Below are 14886 nucleotides of genomic sequence, written 5' to 3' on the forward strand. Positions count from 1 at the left end.
TCATGCCTTTAACCGATCTGATGGCGGCCGTGCGCACCGTGGTGTCGCCGGCCGCCGATCGCGACACCGTCCTGCATGCCGCCGCCGACCTGCTGTCCTGCCGCCAGGCCGGCGCCGACGAGCTCTACGCCAACCTGTGCGAACGCGAGGCCCTGGGCAGTACCGCCATCGGCCACGGCATTGCCATCCCGCACGGGCGCTGCCCCAACCTCACCGAACCGCGTGGCGCACTGCTGCGCTTGGACACCCCGGTGGCCTTCGGTGGCGACGAGCCGGTGGACCTGATCTTTGCAATGGCGGTGCCTGCGCACTACACCCACCAGCATCTGATGCTGCTGTCGGAACTGGCCGAGCGGTTTTCCGACGCGGACTTCCGTCAGCAGTTGCGCGCCGCCCCCAATGCCGACGCCTTGATGGCGCTGCTCACCGACGCACCGCCAGCACAGGCCAGCGCCGCATGAATACCAGCATCACCGCACGCGAACTGTTCGACCAGCAACGCGACAAGCTGGCACTGCGCTGGGTGGCGGGCCAGAAAGGCGAGCACCGCGAGATCGAGGCCGGCAGCAACAATGCACGCCGCCCGTCGCTGGCCGGCTATCTCAATGTGATCTATCCCAACAAGGTGCAGATCCTGGGCACCGAAGAGCTGGCCTGGCTGGATTCGCTGGATGCGCGGCAACGCTGGGAAACCATCGAGAAGATCATCCAGGTGCAGCCGCTGGCGCTGGCGATCAGCAAGAACCAGTCCTGCCCGGAAGACCTGCGCGCGGCCGCCGACGAATCCAACACGCCGCTGTGGATCTCGCCCAAGCGCGGCCACGAGTTGCTCAATCACCTCTCCTACCACCTGGCGCGCACGCTGGCGCCGCGGGTCACGCTGCATGGCGTGTTCATGGAGATCTATTCGATCGGCGTGCTGATCACCGGCGAGGCCGGCTCGGGCAAGAGCGAGCTGGCGCTGGAGCTGCTCAGCCGCGGTCACCGGCTGGTGGCCGACGACGCGCCCGAGTTCACCCAGATCGCCCCCGACGTACTCGACGGCACCTGCCCGGAACTGCTGCAGGACCTGCTGGAAGTGCGCGGCCTGGGCGTATTGAACGTGCGCGACATGTTCGGCGACACCGCGGTGAAGAAGAACAAGTACCTGCGCCTGATCGTGCACCTGACCCGCCCGATGACAGAGCCCACCCCGTCGGGCTACGAACGCCTGACCGGCGATTCCGGCAGCCGGCATGTGCTGGATCTGGACGTTCCGCTGATCACCCTGCCGGTGATGCCCGGCCGCAACCTGGCGGTGCTGACCGAAGCCGCCACGCGCCTGCATATCCTGCGCACCAAGGGCATCGACCCGGCGGCGATGTTCATCGCCCGGCACAGCAACCTGCTGGAGCGACGCACGCCATGAGTATTGCGCCCTCCACGTTGATGATCGTGAGCGGGCTGTCCGGCTCGGGCAAATCGGTCGCGTTGAAGACCTTCGAGGATCTGGACTACTACTGTTCGGACAACCTGCCGGTGGAGCTGCTGCCGGATTTCGTGCGCAGCCGCCTGCGCGGCAATCCGCTCGGCGACCAGCGGCTGGCGGTGGGCATCGATGTACGCAGCCGCAGCGACCTGACCCAGCTGGCGCAATGGCGCCAGGCCGCGCAGGAATACGGCATCGAGGCGCGGCTGCTGTTTTTCGAGGCCAGCGACGAGGCGCTGATCAAGCGCTACGCCGATACCCGCCGCCGCCACCCGCTCAGCCATCTGGGCCTGGCCTTGCCGGAAGCGATCACCCGCGAGCGGCAGTTGACCGAACCGCTGCGCACGCAGGCCGACGCCATCATCGACACCAGCGCGCTCAACGTGCACCAGCTGCGTCGCCGCGTGGTCACCGAATTCGCGCTCGGCAGCAGCGACCGGCTGTCGCTGCTGTTCGAATCGTTCGCCTACAAACGCGGCGTGCCGGCCGAGGCCGACTTCGTGTTCGATGCGCGCGTCCTGCCCAATCCGCATTGGGACCCGGAACTGCGCCCGCTGACCGGCCGCGATGCCGGCGTGCGCGAGTATCTGGACAAGGAACCGGACGTGGTGCGCTACAGCGCGCAGATCGTGGACCTGCTCGACACCTGGCTGCCGCGGCTGCGCAACGACACCCGCAGCTACGTGACCATCGCCTTCGGCTGCACCGGCGGCAAGCACCGCTCGGTGTATCTGGCCGAACGGATGGCGCGGCATGCGCGCGAGCAGGGCTGGCCGGAGGTGGCGACGTTTCATCGTGAGCAGGATTGAAGGGCTGGGATTGGGGAATCGGGAATCGGGAATCGTCAAAGCGGTGTCATGCGGCTTGGAATGTGCGAACGGTCGATGACAGCTGTGCTTTGAAGCTTGGCCTTGCGAGTTGGCTTCTGCATCGGGCCCCTGCCCCGCGCTTGCTATGGATGTTTAGTCTTGATGGCTGATCGGGAGCTGCAGCTCGTCTTTTTTGGCATTGCTGCTTCTCTGTTTTGCTGCGGGTCGCATTGTTCGGCCTGATGCAGGCTTTGGGTCTGCGGGAAAAAACTTTCGATCGGTGCATTCGTCTGCGCGTTCTGATCAGGGACTGCCTGCCATGTGCGCACTGCAGCGTTCGCTTGTGATGCGGTTCGCATCGGCAGACTGCGGACGTCGCGATCATCGCCATGCGGGCAGCGGCGCGCTTGCTGCATGCAGTGCACGCGACACGCTGCAGCGGTCCTAAACGGCTATTCATTTCGCAACACATCGGTGCCGGCAAACGCTATCGCGCGGTCATGCCGACCTGTTAACGTTTCGGCATGGCCTGTGGCATTCTCCTCATTACTCATCCCGGCATCGGCGCGGCGTTGTTGAACGTGGCGACGGGGCTGTTGCGGCAGTTGCCGCTGAAGACCGAAGCGTTCGATGTGCCGCTCGATGCAGACCTGGACGCCTTGTTGCCCCAGGCCTCGTCGGCGATGCGACGGGTCGACAGCGGCGACGGCGTGCTGGTCATGACCGACCTGTACGGCGCCAGCCCCAGCAATCTCGCCAGCCGGTTGGCAAAGCTCGGCACGCCGGTTCGCCGGGTGTCCGCGCTCAGCCTGCCGATGCTGCTGCGGGTGATGAACTACCCCGAACAAGGATTGCAGGAGCTGCCCGCCACCGCGGCGGCAGGTACCCGCAACGGAGCGATCATCGACGATGCTTGAACGCGAACTCATAGTTTCCAACCGACTCGGACTGCATGCGCGGGCAACCGCCAAGCTGGTGCAGACGTTGTCGTCCTATCGCAGCAACGCGACCCTGGCGGCCAAGGGTCGCGAGGTGAATGCCAAGAGCATCATGGGTGTGATGCTGCTGGCTGCCGGCCAGGGCACCAGCGTGGTGGTGCGGCTGGATGGCGAAGACGAGGCGCAAGCGCTGCAGGCGCTGGTGGACCTGTTCGAGCGTCGTTTCGACGAGGACAGCTGAGCATGCGCCGCGTCGGTGCGGGGCTGACCGACAGGGCGCGTCCGCGCCAGGGCCGCACATGAGCCTGCGTTTGCGTGGACATGCCGCCTCGCGCGGCAACGCACTCGGACGCGCGCGCGTGCGCCAGAGCCACACGCTGGAAGTGGCCGAGCAACGCGTGCCCGCCAGCCAGGTGGAAACCCAGCTGCAGCGTCTGCACGTGGCGATCGAGGCAGCACGCACCGAGATGCAGCAGCTGCGCGACCGCCTGCATGGCGCGCTTGCGCGCGAGGTCGGCGAGTTCCTCGAACTGCATGCGCTGCTGCTCGACGACCCGGAGCTGTTGCAAGGCCTGGACGAGTTGATCCGCACCCACCGCTACAGCGCCGACTACGCCTTGCGCGTGCAGCGTGACCGGCTGGCGGCGGTGTTCGACGGCATGGAGGACGCCTACCTCAAGAGCCGTATGGACGACCTGGATCACGTCATCGGCCGCATCCACGCGTTCTTGCACAAGCGCGCGCCCGACCTCAAGGGCGTGGCCGGCGAGATCCTGGTCTGCGACAACGTGGCGCCGTCGGAGCTGGCGCAGCTGCAGGCGCAAGGGGTGGTCGGCATCGTCACCACCGCCGGCAGCGCGCTGTCGCACAGCGCGATCCTGGCGCGCAGCCTGCACCTGCCGCTGGTGGTGGGGGTGAGCGATGCGGTCCAGCGGATCGACGATGGCGATGTGTTGATCGTCGATGCCGGCTCCGGCCAGGTCATCGTCGACCCCAAGCCCGAGCATCTGCGCGACTACCGCGAGCGCCTGCGCGCGCTGGCCAAGGAGCAGCGGGAACTCGGACGGCTGCGCTCCAAACCCACGCGCACGCGCGACAACGTCGATATCACGCTGCTGGCCAACGCCGAATCGCTGGAGGACGTGGCCAAGGCGCACGCCCTCGGCGCCAGCGGCCTTGGCCTGTATCGCACCGAATTCCTGTTCCTGCAGCGCAACGAGCTGCCGGACGAAGAAGAACAGTTCCATACCTATCGCGACACCGTGCTGGGCATGAGCGGCCGACCGGTCACCATCCGCACCCTGGATCTGGGCGCCGACAAGGCCGACCGCACCGGCCTGACCTTGAGCGATGAGGACAACCCGGCGCTGGGCTTGCGCGGGGTGCGGTTATCGCTGGCCCGGCCTGCGGTGGCGCAGGCGCAGTTGCGCGCAATCCTGCGCGCCTCCGGCTACGGACCGGTGCGCATCCTGGTGCCGATGGTCAGCGGCCGCGAGGAAGTACAGCTGCTGCGCCGGCAGATCAAGAAGCTGGCCGCGCAATTGCGCGAACAAGGCCACGAGATCGCCGAGCACATCCCGCTGGGCGCGATGATCGAAGTGCCGGCTGCGGCCCTGGCGCTGGACTGCTTTATCGACGACATCGATTTCCTGTCGATCGGTACCAACGATCTGGTGCAGTACCTGCTCGCGGTGGATCGCAACAACGAGGCATTGGGCGAGCTGTATTCGCCGTTGCATCCGGCGGTGCTGCGCCTGATCGCGCAGGTGATCGCCACCGGGCGCGCGTACGCCAAGCCGGTGGCGGTGTGCGGCGAGATCGCGGGCGACCCGCGCTTCGTGCCGATGTTGCTGGCGCTGGGGCTCACCGAGTTCAGCCTGCATCCGGCCACGCTGCTGGAAGTGCGCCGTGCGGTGCGCGACATCCACCTGGGCGAGTTGCGCGTGCAGGGCGACAAGCTGCTGCGCGCGCGCGACCGCAAAGGCATCGAGAAGTGGCTGACTACCGTCGCGCAGGGCCTGGCGCGCTGAGCGATCGCGTCATCGCGCAGGCGATGTTCTAACGCGTTGCGAGCGGCACTGTATGTTTCGTCACCGTGCGCAAGCGATAATGCCGTGCTGACTCAGCAGCGCGTCTTCCATCGGGACGTGTCCACTCTTCCAGGGAGCCGCGCATGGCCGAAGCCGTCCGCCACGACAAGACCGCGCGCCAGCTGCGATTGCTGTCCGATGCGCTCGATAGCGGACGCCTGGGCCCGGTACGCCGGCTGGTCAATACGCTGGCGCCGGCGGAGATCGGCAACCTGCTGGAGTCGCTGCCGCCCGGCAAGCGCGAAGTGGTGTGGGGGCTGGTCGACCCGGAAGACGACGGCGAAGTGCTGCTGCATGTCGGCGATGAAGTACGCGAAAGCCTGCTGGCCGACATGGACACCGACGAGATCGTCGCCGCGGTCGAAGACCTCGACATCGACGATCTGGCCAATCTGGTCGAAGACCTGCCCGACACCGTCATCGACGAAGTGCTCAAGTCGATGGACCGCGAGAACCGCGAGCGGCTCGAGCAGGTGCTGTCGTACCCGGAGGACACTGCCGGCCGCCTGATGAATCCGGACGTGGTGACGGTGCGCGCCGACGTCAATGTCGATGTGGTGCTGCGCTATCTGCGCCTGCGCGGCGAGCTGCCCGACCACACCGATCACCTGTATGTGGTGAGCCGGCGCCACCAGTACCTGGGCCGGGTGTCACTGGCCGCGCTGGTCACCCATGAGGACAGCACGCCGGTCAACCGCCTGATCGACGACGAACAACCGGCGATCGATGTCGGCGATGGCTCCGACGAGGTGGCACGGCGCTTCTCGGACCACGACTGGATCTCCGCGCCGGTGGTGGACGACAACAACATCCTGCTCGGCCGCATCACCATCGACGACGTGGTCGACATCATCCGCGAACAGGCCGAACACCAGGCCATGAGCGCGGCCGGTCTGGACGAGGACGAGGACATGTTCAGCCCGGCGCGGCGCGCCTTCCGCCGCCGCCTGATCTGGCTGGGCATCAACCTGTGCACCGCCTTCCTCGCGTCCAGCGTGGTCAGCCGCTTCGAAGGCACGATCGAGAAGCTGGTGGCGCTGGCAGCGTTGATGCCGATCGTCGCCGGCATGGGCGGCAATGCCGGCACCCAGGTACTGGCCCTGATGGTACGCGGCCTGGCGCTGGGCCAGATCGGCTCTTCCAACGTGATGACCCTGCTCAAGAAGGAGCTCACCGTCGCGCTGATCAACGGCCTGGTGCTGGGCGTGGGCCTGGGTCTGATCGTGCTGGCCTGGTTCCAGCAGCCGATGCTGTCGCTGGTGATCGGCACCGCGCTGACCTTGAACATGCTCACCGCCGCATTCGGCGGGGTGCTGGTGCCGGTGACGCTGAAACGGCTGGGCTTCGATCCGGCATTGGCCGGTGGCGTGATCCTGACCACGCTGACCGACGTGATGGGGTTCCTGAGCTTCCTCGGCCTGGCGACGCTGATCCTGCTGCCGTAGTCGCCGTGTCGGGCCGTGGCGATCAACGTTGCGCCGAGCACACCGCGGCGACAATCAGATGAATATTCGACAGAAATCGCCGCAATGCGACATGCCAGCACAGCTGCATGCGGCGATACTGCGGGTATGTCATCGGTCAGGGGGTGTGCGTGATCCGTCGTTGTCTTGTTCTTGCGATTCTTGCGCTGCTGCTGGCCGGCTGTTCCAGCATGGCTGAGCGCCACCACGACGGGCGCCGCGGCCATTTCGTCACCCGCACGCTGCAGCTGGAAGGACGGCTCTACCGCTATCAGGTGTTCGTGCCGACCTCCAAGGCGCCGCAACCGCGCCCCATCGTGCTGTTCCTGCATGGCTCGGGCGAACGCGGCGACAACGGGCGCGATCAGGCCGAAGTGGGCGTCGGGCCTTACCTGAGCGAACACACCGCCGAGTTCCCGGCGCTGGTGGTGCTGCCGCAGGTGCCCGACGACGAGGAGTGGCTGGGCATCAATGCACGCATGGCGATCGCGGCGCTGGATGCGGCCAGCGCCGAATTCGGTGCCGACCCGCAGCGCACCTATCTCACCGGCATCTCGATGGGCGGCTATGGCGCCTGGGAAATCGGCCTGATGCAGCCGCAGCGCTTTGCCGCGATCGTGCCGATCTGCGGTGCGCTCAAGGCGCCACGCGATGAGCGTCGCACGCTCTACGTCAGCCTGGTGGCCAAGGAAGCCGACCCGTATACCGCTGCGGTCACCCAGCTCAAACACGTGCCGATCTGGATGTTCCATGGCGCCAAGGACGACTCGGTGCCACCGCATGACGACCGTGCGCTGTACCGCGCCGCCAAGGGCATCGGCGCCAACGTGCGCTACAGCGAATATCCGGACGGCAACCACAACGCCTGGGATGCGACCTACGCAGACCCGGCGATGTGGGAGTGGATGTTCAGGCAACGCCTGCGCTGAGCGGGCGGCGCACCGCGCCGATACGGTCTGCGCCCGCTCAGTGGTGATAGCCGGTATCGGCGGTGATCTTGCCGCGGAACACGCGGTACGACCACACCGTGTAGCCCAGGATCAGCGGCAGCAGCACCACCAGGCCGATCAGTGCGAACAGCTGCGACGACGGCGGCGCGGCGGCCTGCCAGATGGTGTAGACCGGCGGCACCAGGTATGGCCACATGCCCAGCACCAGGCCGAGGAAGCCGAGCACGAACAGGCCCATCGCCAGCAGAAACGGCGGCGTATCCGGCCGCCCCGCTTCGGTGCAGCGCCAGAGCGCGAAGCCGACGATGGCGACCAGCACCGGCACCGGCATCAGCCACAGGTAGTGCGCGCCGCTGAACCAGCGGTCCATCACATGCGATTGCAGCGACGGCAACCACGCGCTGACCAGGCCGATGAAGATCAGCACGCTGATGGTCAGCGGCCGGCTCAACTGCCGCGCGAGCTGCTGCACATGACCTTCGGTCTTGAGGATCAGCCAGGTGCTGCCGAGCAGCGCGTAGCCGAACACCAGCGCCGCGCCGGTCAGCATCGCGAACGGACTGAACCAACCCCAGATGCCGCCGACGTAGCGGTCGTCTTCGATCGGCAGGCCCTGCACCAGCGCGCCCAGGATCACGCCCTGCGCAAACGTGGCCAGGATCGAGCCGGCAGCGAAGGCATTGCTCCACAGCCGCCGCGAGCGATGCGCCTTGAAGCGGAACTCGAACGCCACCCCGCGGAACACCAGCGCCATCACCATCAACAGCACCGGCAGATACAACGCCGACAGGATCACCGCATACGCCTTGGGAAACGCCGCCAGCAGCCCTGCCCCGCCCAGCACCAGCCAGGTCTCGTTGCCGTCCCAGATCGGCGCGGCGGTATTCATCATCAGATCCAGCTGCGCTTCGTCCTTGCGGAACGGCGCCAGGATGCCGATGCCGAGCACGAAGCCATCCAGCACCACGTACATCAGCACCCCGAAGCCGATCACTGCGAACCACGCCACCGGCAATACGCTGCTCATGTCCATCATGCGGCTCCGTCGATCGGTTCGTCGGCCGCCGACAGCGGCCGTGCCGGGGTGTGTTCGCCGTGGTCCAGCTGCGGCGCGTCATGCGGGGTCGGGCCGATCTTGCCGATCTTGACCAGGTACCAGATGCCCCAGCCGAACACGAACGCATAGCCGGCCACGTACACCGCCAGCGAGATTGCGGTCATCAGCGTCGATTGCGGTCCCACGGCATCGGCGGTGCGTAACAGGCCATAGACCACGTACGGCTGCCGCCCCATCTCGGTCACGAACCAGCCCGACACCAGCGCGATGAAGCCGCTCGGCAACATCCAGCGCCAGGTCGCCAGCAGCCAGCGCCACTGCAGCAACTTGCCGCGCCACCAGGCGAACGCCGAGACCCAGGCCACCAGCAGCATCAACGAGCCCAGCCCGACCATGATGCGGAAGGCGAAGAACACCGGCAGCACCGGCGGGCGATCGGCCGCCGGCACCGAGGTCAGCGGCGCAATGCTGCCTTCCGCACTGTGGGTCAGGATCAGGCTGCCCAGGCGCGGGATCGCCACCTCGTAATCGTTGCGCTCGGCCTGCGCATTGGGCAGCGCGAACAGCACCAGCGGAAACCCCTTGCCCTGGCCTTCGTCATGCCAGTGCGCTTCCATCGCCGCGATCTTCATCGGCTGGTGCTTGAGCGTGTTCAAGCCATGCATGTCGCCGACGAAGATCTGCAGCGGCACGGTGATCGCCGCGAAGGCCACTGCCAGCTTGAGCATGCGCAGCCCGGCCTCGCGGTGCACGCCGCGATGCAGATACCACGCCCCCACCGCACCGACCACAAAGCAGGTGGTGATGAACGAGCCCAGCGCCATATGCGCAAGCCGGTACGGGAACGAGGGGTTGAAGATGATCTTCAGCCACGCCACCGGATGCACGATGCCGTCCACCACCTCATAGCCGGCCGGGGTCTGCAGCCAGCTGTTGGACGACAGGATCCAGAACGTGGAAAACAGCGTGCCCAGCGCCACCATGCAGGTCGCCAGGAAATGCAGGCGCTCGGAAATGCGCCCCCAGCCGAACATCATCACGCCCAGGAAACTGGCTTCGAGGAAGAACGCGGTCAGCACTTCGTAGCTCAGCAACGGGCCGATCACGCTGCCGGCGATCCGGCTCAGCTCCGGCCAGTTGGCCCCGAACTGGAAGGCCATCACGATGCCGCTGACCACGCCCATGCCGAACGACACCGCGAAGATCTTCTGCCAAAAGAAATACAGCTCGCGCCACACCGGCAGCCGGGTGCGCAGCCAGCGCCACTCGAGAAATGCCAGCAGGCTGGACAGCCCGATGGTGAATGCGGGAAACAGCACGTGGAATGCGATGACGAATCCGAACTGGATCCGCGATAACAGCAAGGCATCCATGGAGAATCCTCCAGGAAAAAGATGGGGCAGCATCAGCGCACAGGCTGCAGGTCGATTGCCGAACACCAGTGCCGGTCGATCGCGACCTCTGCGCTACGGGATCATCATAAGGACGGTCGTGCTCGTTCCCGATGCGACACGGCGTCGCATCTGCGGCAAATTGCCGCGCTTGTGCAGTCAGCAGCGGCCCACAACACGCAGCGAGTGGCCGTCAGGTGGGTGCGGACGGCGCGCCCGGAACCGCAGCGCAGGCGTGGCTCATGCCGATTCGTAGCCCCGGCTGCACCTGCCTGACGGCGGCGTTGTAGTTTTGTTGGCTCTCTGGGCGATGCTACACCCAGTGTGCACTGCAGCGCGCATTTCTCGCATGCAGACGCGTTGCACGCAGGCCGGTCACTGCGATGCACCCGGCTCTCGCAGGTACACCGGTACGCGATGGAAGGTCGCCGCGCTGCCCCACCCCATCCACACGCAGGTCGCCGGAAAACGCTACGGCCGCACCCGCTCCCAGACACGCAGGAAATTGCCGCTATACACATCGACGATGCGTTGCGTGGGCCAGCCGGCATCCAGCATCGCCTGCGTGAGCCTGGGCAGATCCGCGCCGCTGCGCATACCGGTCGGCAGGCTGGAAATGCCGCCATCGAAATCGCTACCGAAACTCAGGTGCTTCCACGGATCCTCGACGATCCCCATGGCGGCGATCTGTCGGGCGAAGGCTTCGTAGTAGCCGACGACAAAGGCGAGATCGGCATCCATGTTCGGCTTGCCGTCGGCCAGATAGGCATGTTGCAGAAAGTACGGCGCCAGAATGACGCTGATGCAACCACCGGTCTGGACGATGGCACGGATCGCCGCCTCGTCGAGCCCGCGGTCGAGATGACGCGACGGCCGCGTCTCGGCGCCACGGGTGACGCTGCGCGAGGCGGCATGCGAGGCGAAGGCCGGCACGTTGCGACGGACGCAGATGGCGCAGGCATCGAGGACGCCCTGGCTGGAGGTATGCGAAAGATCCACCAGCAGTCCGACATCGATGCAGCGCTCCACGACCTTGCGGCCGAATTCCGACAGCCCCGCGCCCTCGATCCCGCGCCAAGGATTGAGCGGCGCATAGCCGGCCTGGGAGATGTCGGTATGGCTGAAATGATTGAGCGTCACATAAGCGGCGCCGGCCCTGGCAGCGATGTCCAGGCGCTCCAGCCGCAGCGCCTGGCTGCGGACTCCGCGTGGGCCGAGCATATGCGCACCCTCCAGCGACAGGATCGCGCAGCAAAGACCTTCGGCCCGAACCGCGCGCAGCTCGGCGGCGCTGCGTGCCAGCCGCATCCGACCGTTGCTCGCGGCCACCATCTCCTCGACATAGCGCTGATGCTCCACCCAGTTGTTCCAGGGGTCGAGAAACGGCGCGCCGAAGAGGTTCTCCCACAATGCGTGGGCGCTGAAGCAGGCAGCGCCGTAGCCGCCGGCCAGAAAGTCCGGGCCGCTGACGTGGTACATCAGCGGTTGGTTGCGACCCCTTGGCGAGGTCTTGGACATCAGCCAGAGGATCAGCGAGCGTCGATGCGCTTTCCAGTCGCCCTTCCAGTAATCGAAGCCACCCAGGCGCGACAGATACAGCGAGTCCAGATGCGTGTCGACCGGATAGGCCAGCGCATGCACCGCCTCCAGGGTGCGGGCGGCAGGCAAGGCAGCAGAATTCTCGGACGAAACGGCATGCATGCACGAACCCCGGCGATGATTGCTGAAACAATCAAGGAATGAAGCGATGCATTTTCATCGTCGCGCCTGGCGCGCCGATGTTTTCCAGCCAACCGATGCAACAAACAGAATCGGCCGAATGACAGTAGCCGAGCTGGATCGGCAGATCCAGTCACTCGCCTGTCTGATGGGGAAGGAAACCGCAAGACTGCTTGCGTGTTCTCGCTTCGACGGTGTGCAACAGCGCACTGCCGCCGTGGTTGCGCCGCTGGACGATCACGCACTCAGCCACGTGGACCTATACGCTCATGTCCGAGCACGCACGCGTCGCGCCACTTCGCTGACCACGGCGATGAAGACAGTCAGACCGACCATCGACAGGAACTGCGCGCGGGTGTCCGCCGAAGACGCCAGCAGCACGAAGATCACCGCCAGGATCGCCAGGGCCAGCAGGGTCAGAAACGGATAACCCCGCATGCGGAACGGCAACGCGATGCCGGCGCGGTCGGCGCGTGCGCGCAGGATCAGCTGCGACAGCAGCGAGATCGTCCACACCAGCAGGCAGGTGGCGCCGACGATGTTGAGCAGCATCGGCAACACCTTGTTGGGGTACAGCAGCTCCAGCGCGGCTGCGGCAAACCCGAACAGCACGCTGGCGATCACCGCCACCAGCGGCACCTGCTCGCCGCTGGTCCTGCCAAGCATCCGCGGCGCTTCGCCGCGCTGCGCCAGCGAAAAGATCATCCGCGAGGCGCCGTACAGATTGGCATTGAGCGCCGACAGCAAGGCCACCACGGCGACCAGGGTGATGGCGGTGGCCGCGCCGGGAATGCGCGCTACCTCCAGCACGGCGGCAAACGGCGAGCTGAGCGCTGCGCTGGTCCACGGCACCACCGCCACGATCACGCTGATCGAGCCGATGTAAAACACCAGGATGCGCCAGGCCACGGTGCGAATCGTGCGTGCCAGGCTGCGGCCCGGGTCGGCGGTTTCCGCGGCAGCCACTGCGACGATTTCGGTGCCGCCGAAGGCGAACACCACCACCAGCAACGCCGAGCCGATGCCGGCCAGCCCCTTGGGCGCGAATCCGCCGTTCTGGGTGAAGTTGGACAGCCCCGGCGACACCACGCCGGGCAGCCAGCCGGCCAGCAGGGCCACACCGATCAGCAGGAACACCACGATCGCAACGACCTTGAGGATGGCGAACCAGAATTCGAACTCGCCGAAATTGCGCACGCCGAGCAGATTGATCGCAGTGAAGGTGGCCATGAACACCACCGCCAGCAACGGCACCGACAATGCCGGCCATACCGAGGCGAGCAGGCCCGCCGCACCGACCGCTTCGGCGGCGATCACCACCACGATCTGTAGCCACCACAACCAGCCCACCGTCGCACCGGCGGTCGGCCCCAGCGCGTCGGCTGCATATACGGAAAACGCACCGCTGGCCGGCTTGGACGCGGCCATTTCGCCCAGCGCGTTCATCACGATGATCACCAACGCTCCGGCGATCAGGTACGACACCAGCACTGCCGGCCCCGCCGCGTGGATCCCCACGCCCGAGCCCAGGAACAGCCCGGCGCCGATCGCCGTGCCCAGGCCCATCATCATCAATTGCCGCGGTTTCAGCGCGTGGCGCAAGGTGGGCGCGGCGGACGGAGCGTGCTCAGCAACGGGATCGGTTGGAAGCGGCATGGACAGGCTTGCATGGATGGGATCGCGACACGATACCGCGTCGCGGCGCCTGCCGCGCCTCTTGACGCCGGCGCCGGAGCGAGGTCGATCAACCCAGGCGGGCGCTTGCCTGCATCCACCGCCAGGGATTCACTGCCACGTGCAACCACCGGTGGCCGCCATGCCTTGCCGCGAACCGGCCAGGCGCGAACCAGCTGCACCCACAGACAAGAATCCCCGGCCAGGCCGGGGATTCATGTGACCGCACCCTGTTGCCGCTTACTCGGCCAGGTTGGTGCCCGCACCGGCGGTGGCGATCACCTTGGCCTTGACCTGCGCGGCCGGGGTGATGCTGTAGGTGTAGCCCAGCGGTTCGGGGAACACCTTGGTGGTGATCCAGTTGGTGGCGTTGGCGTACGGCTTGCTGCCATCCGGGGTGCCCCAGGTGATGCCGCTACCGACGTAGTTGTTGATCAGGTCCCAGTAGCCGATCTCGCTGCTGTCGCGCGAGGTCACCGGGTTCTTGATGTTTTCGAAGTAGTTGGACTCGATCTTGGCCACCCCGCCCATGCGCACGTTGATGCCCGAGGTGGTGACGTTGTTGAAGTAGTTGTTGTAGATGTGGCTCAGGCCACGCCGTTGCAACGGCACGCGCGATTCGACGTTCTCGAAGCGGTTGTGGTGGTAGGTGGTGCGCGCGGCCGAATTCTTGGTGTCGCTGTCGCTGTATCCGTTGAGCGCGACCTTCTGGTAGTTGTAGACATGGTTGTAGGACACGGTGACGTGATGGGTGCCCTTCTTCATGTCGATGCCACCATCGAAAGACGCATCGCCGGCGCCCGAGCACTTGGTCAACGAGGCGAACACGGTGTTGTGGTCGACCCAGATCTTGGACGGCGAGCCGCTGGAATTGCCTTCCAGCGAAATCGAGTCGGCATCTTCACCGCCCTGCAGCAGGCCGATGGTCATGTTCTGGATGATGACGTTGCTGGAGTTGCCCACCACCCATAGCCCGAAGTTGGCCGACGAGCCGTTGGCCCCCTTGATGGTGATGTTGCTCTTGTTCTTGATCTGCACGGTCTTGGCCGGCAACTTCCACTGTGCGCAGACGTCCTTGATGCTGCTGAAGTCGAACTTGCCGGTGTAGTTGAGCACCAACCCGCCGCTGCCGGAATAACTGTCGATCGCAGCCTGCATCGCCTCGAAGGTGGTCACGGTGACCGGTGTCTTGTTGCCGCCGCCGGTGGTGCCGGCACCGTACCCGACCGGGCCGGCGATGGCGCCCGCAGCGCAGGCGGACAGTGCAAGCGCAACTGCGCCCTGGAATGTCTTGATGATCATGCAGCCTCTCCCAAAGTGTGGAAAA

13 protein-coding genes, 1 other RNA gene and 1 pseudogene are annotated in these 14886 nt (G+C 66.0%); 8 read left to right on the plus strand and 7 right to left on the minus strand.

What is annotated here, in order from left to right; translation table 11 throughout:
- The first annotated feature begins 2 nt into the window (after positions 1–2).
- Genes ABQY64_RS14645 through rapZ form a run of 3 tightly spaced genes read left to right on the plus strand, consistent with a single transcriptional unit; the run spans position 3 to position 2277 of the window.
- On the plus strand, positions 3–461 hold the full coding sequence (locus ABQY64_RS14645) for a PTS sugar transporter subunit IIA (RefSeq protein ID WP_026064839.1): 459 nt from the start codon (positions 3–5) through the stop codon (positions 459–461).
- The gene (gene hprK, locus ABQY64_RS14650) at positions 458–1408 is read left to right on the plus strand and encodes an HPr(Ser) kinase/phosphatase (RefSeq protein ID WP_016904610.1); all 951 of its coding nucleotides are present in this window, start codon (positions 458–460) and stop codon (positions 1406–1408) included. The genes ABQY64_RS14645 and hprK overlap by 4 nt, the downstream gene beginning before the upstream one ends.
- The gene (rapZ, locus tag ABQY64_RS14655; protein WP_039526172.1) at positions 1405–2277 is read left to right on the plus strand and encodes an RNase adapter RapZ; all 873 of its coding nucleotides are present in this window, start codon (positions 1405–1407) and stop codon (positions 2275–2277) included. The genes hprK and rapZ overlap by 4 nt, the downstream gene beginning before the upstream one ends.
- A 452-nt stretch (positions 2278–2729) precedes the next feature.
- On the opposite strand, the pseudogene ABQY64_RS14660 reads toward rapZ, so the two are convergent.
- A pseudogene (locus tag ABQY64_RS14660) lies at positions 2730–2981 on the minus strand (GNAT family N-acetyltransferase); the annotation flags it as partial.
- Here ABQY64_RS14660 and ABQY64_RS14665 point away from each other — a divergent pair.
- The 5 genes from ABQY64_RS14665 to ABQY64_RS14685 all read left to right on the plus strand — a co-directional run bounded on the left by ABQY64_RS14665 (position 2871) and on the right by ABQY64_RS14685 (position 7697).
- Positions 2871–3194 (plus strand): PTS sugar transporter subunit IIA, encoded by a 324-nt coding sequence (locus ABQY64_RS14665; RefSeq protein ID WP_369920304.1) that lies wholly within the window; start codon positions 2871–2873, stop codon positions 3192–3194. The pseudogene ABQY64_RS14660 and the gene ABQY64_RS14665 sit on opposite strands and share 111 nt — an antisense overlap.
- The gene (locus tag ABQY64_RS14670) at positions 3187–3456 is read left to right on the plus strand and encodes an HPr family phosphocarrier protein (RefSeq protein WP_016904613.1); all 270 of its coding nucleotides are present in this window, start codon (positions 3187–3189) and stop codon (positions 3454–3456) included. Before ABQY64_RS14665 ends, ABQY64_RS14670 begins: the two co-directional genes overlap by 8 nt.
- Positions 3457–3514: 58 nt before the next feature.
- Positions 3515–5245 carry a phosphoenolpyruvate--protein phosphotransferase gene (ptsP, locus tag ABQY64_RS14675; RefSeq protein WP_349779837.1) on the plus strand — a complete coding sequence of 577 codons (1731 nt, stop codon included), beginning with the start codon at positions 3515–3517 and terminating at the stop codon, positions 5243–5245.
- Positions 5246–5388: 143 nt separating this feature from the next.
- A complete protein-coding gene (gene mgtE / locus ABQY64_RS14680; RefSeq protein WP_016904202.1) occupies positions 5389–6750 on the plus strand; it encodes a magnesium transporter in 1362 nt (453 codons plus the stop codon).
- Between the two features lie 107 nt (positions 6751–6857).
- Positions 6858–7697 (plus strand): prolyl oligopeptidase family serine peptidase, encoded by an 840-nt coding sequence (locus ABQY64_RS14685; RefSeq protein ID WP_065032588.1) that lies wholly within the window; start codon positions 6858–6860, stop codon positions 7695–7697.
- A 37-nt stretch (positions 7698–7734) separates the two neighbouring features.
- Here the strand turns inward: ABQY64_RS14685 and cydB are convergent, their stop codons facing one another.
- The 6 genes from cydB to ABQY64_RS14715 form a co-directional block, all read right to left on the minus strand.
- Positions 7735–8751 carry a cytochrome d ubiquinol oxidase subunit II gene (gene cydB, locus ABQY64_RS14690; protein WP_039519768.1) on the minus strand — a complete coding sequence of 339 codons (1017 nt, stop codon included), beginning with the start codon at positions 8749–8751 and terminating at the stop codon, positions 7735–7737.
- Positions 8751–10148 carry a cytochrome ubiquinol oxidase subunit I gene (locus ABQY64_RS14695; RefSeq protein WP_349779838.1) on the minus strand — a complete coding sequence of 466 codons (1398 nt, stop codon included), beginning with the start codon at positions 10146–10148 and terminating at the stop codon, positions 8751–8753. The genes cydB and ABQY64_RS14695 overlap by 1 nt, the downstream gene beginning before the upstream one ends.
- Positions 10149–10333: 185 nt before the next feature.
- Positions 10334–10410, minus strand: a non-coding RNA gene (locus ABQY64_RS14700) — sX9 sRNA.
- 227 nt (positions 10411–10637) lie between these two features.
- Complete coding sequence (locus ABQY64_RS14705) at positions 10638–11867, minus strand: dipeptidase (RefSeq protein ID WP_127159725.1); 1230 nt, start codon at positions 11865–11867, stop codon at positions 10638–10640.
- 285 nt (positions 11868–12152) lie between these two features.
- Positions 12153–13541 carry an amino acid permease gene (locus tag ABQY64_RS14710; protein ID WP_349779839.1) on the minus strand — a complete coding sequence of 463 codons (1389 nt, stop codon included), beginning with the start codon at positions 13539–13541 and terminating at the stop codon, positions 12153–12155.
- A 258-nt stretch (positions 13542–13799) separates the two neighbouring features.
- Entirely contained in the window at positions 13800–14861 is a 1062-nt protein-coding gene (locus tag ABQY64_RS14715; RefSeq protein ID WP_039526156.1) for a polysaccharide lyase family 1 protein, read from the minus strand.
- Positions 14862–14886: the final 25 nt, after the last annotated feature.

Origin of the sequence: Xanthomonas sp. WHRI 7065, assembly GCF_040203115.2 — a bacterium.
In the GTDB taxonomy this organism is placed as follows: Bacteria; Pseudomonadota; Gammaproteobacteria; order Xanthomonadales; family Xanthomonadaceae; genus Xanthomonas; species Xanthomonas arboricola.

Bases quoted from the DNA above. Each gene is read 5' to 3' on its own strand.
- ABQY64_RS14685 (WP_065032588.1), top strand. From the start codon at position 6,858: ATGCGGCGATACTGCGGGTATGTCATCGGTCAGGGGGTGTGCGTGATC.
- ABQY64_RS14715 (WP_039526156.1), bottom strand. From the start codon at position 14,861: ATGATCATCAAGACATTCCAGGGCGCAGTTGCGCTTGCACTGTCCGCC.
- mgtE (WP_016904202.1), top strand. From the start codon at position 5,389: ATGGCCGAAGCCGTCCGCCACGACAAGACCGCGCGCCAGCTGCGATTG.
- ptsP (WP_349779837.1), top strand. From the start codon at position 3,515: ATGAGCCTGCGTTTGCGTGGACATGCCGCCTCGCGCGGCAACGCACTC.
- ABQY64_RS14695 (WP_349779838.1), bottom strand. From the start codon at position 10,148: ATGGATGCCTTGCTGTTATCGCGGATCCAGTTCGGATTCGTCATCGCA.
- ABQY64_RS14710 (WP_349779839.1), bottom strand. From the start codon at position 13,541: ATGCCGCTTCCAACCGATCCCGTTGCTGAGCACGCTCCGTCCGCCGCG.
- rapZ (WP_039526172.1), top strand. From the start codon at position 1,405: ATGAGTATTGCGCCCTCCACGTTGATGATCGTGAGCGGGCTGTCCGGC.
- cydB (WP_039519768.1), bottom strand. From the start codon at position 8,751: ATGGACATGAGCAGCGTATTGCCGGTGGCGTGGTTCGCAGTGATCGGC.
- hprK (WP_016904610.1), top strand. From the start codon at position 458: ATGAATACCAGCATCACCGCACGCGAACTGTTCGACCAGCAACGCGAC.
- ABQY64_RS14670 (WP_016904613.1), top strand. From the start codon at position 3,187: ATGCTTGAACGCGAACTCATAGTTTCCAACCGACTCGGACTGCATGCG.
- ABQY64_RS14705 (WP_127159725.1), bottom strand. From the start codon at position 11,867: ATGCATGCCGTTTCGTCCGAGAATTCTGCTGCCTTGCCTGCCGCCCGC.
- ABQY64_RS14645 (WP_026064839.1), top strand. From the start codon at position 3: ATGCCTTTAACCGATCTGATGGCGGCCGTGCGCACCGTGGTGTCGCCG.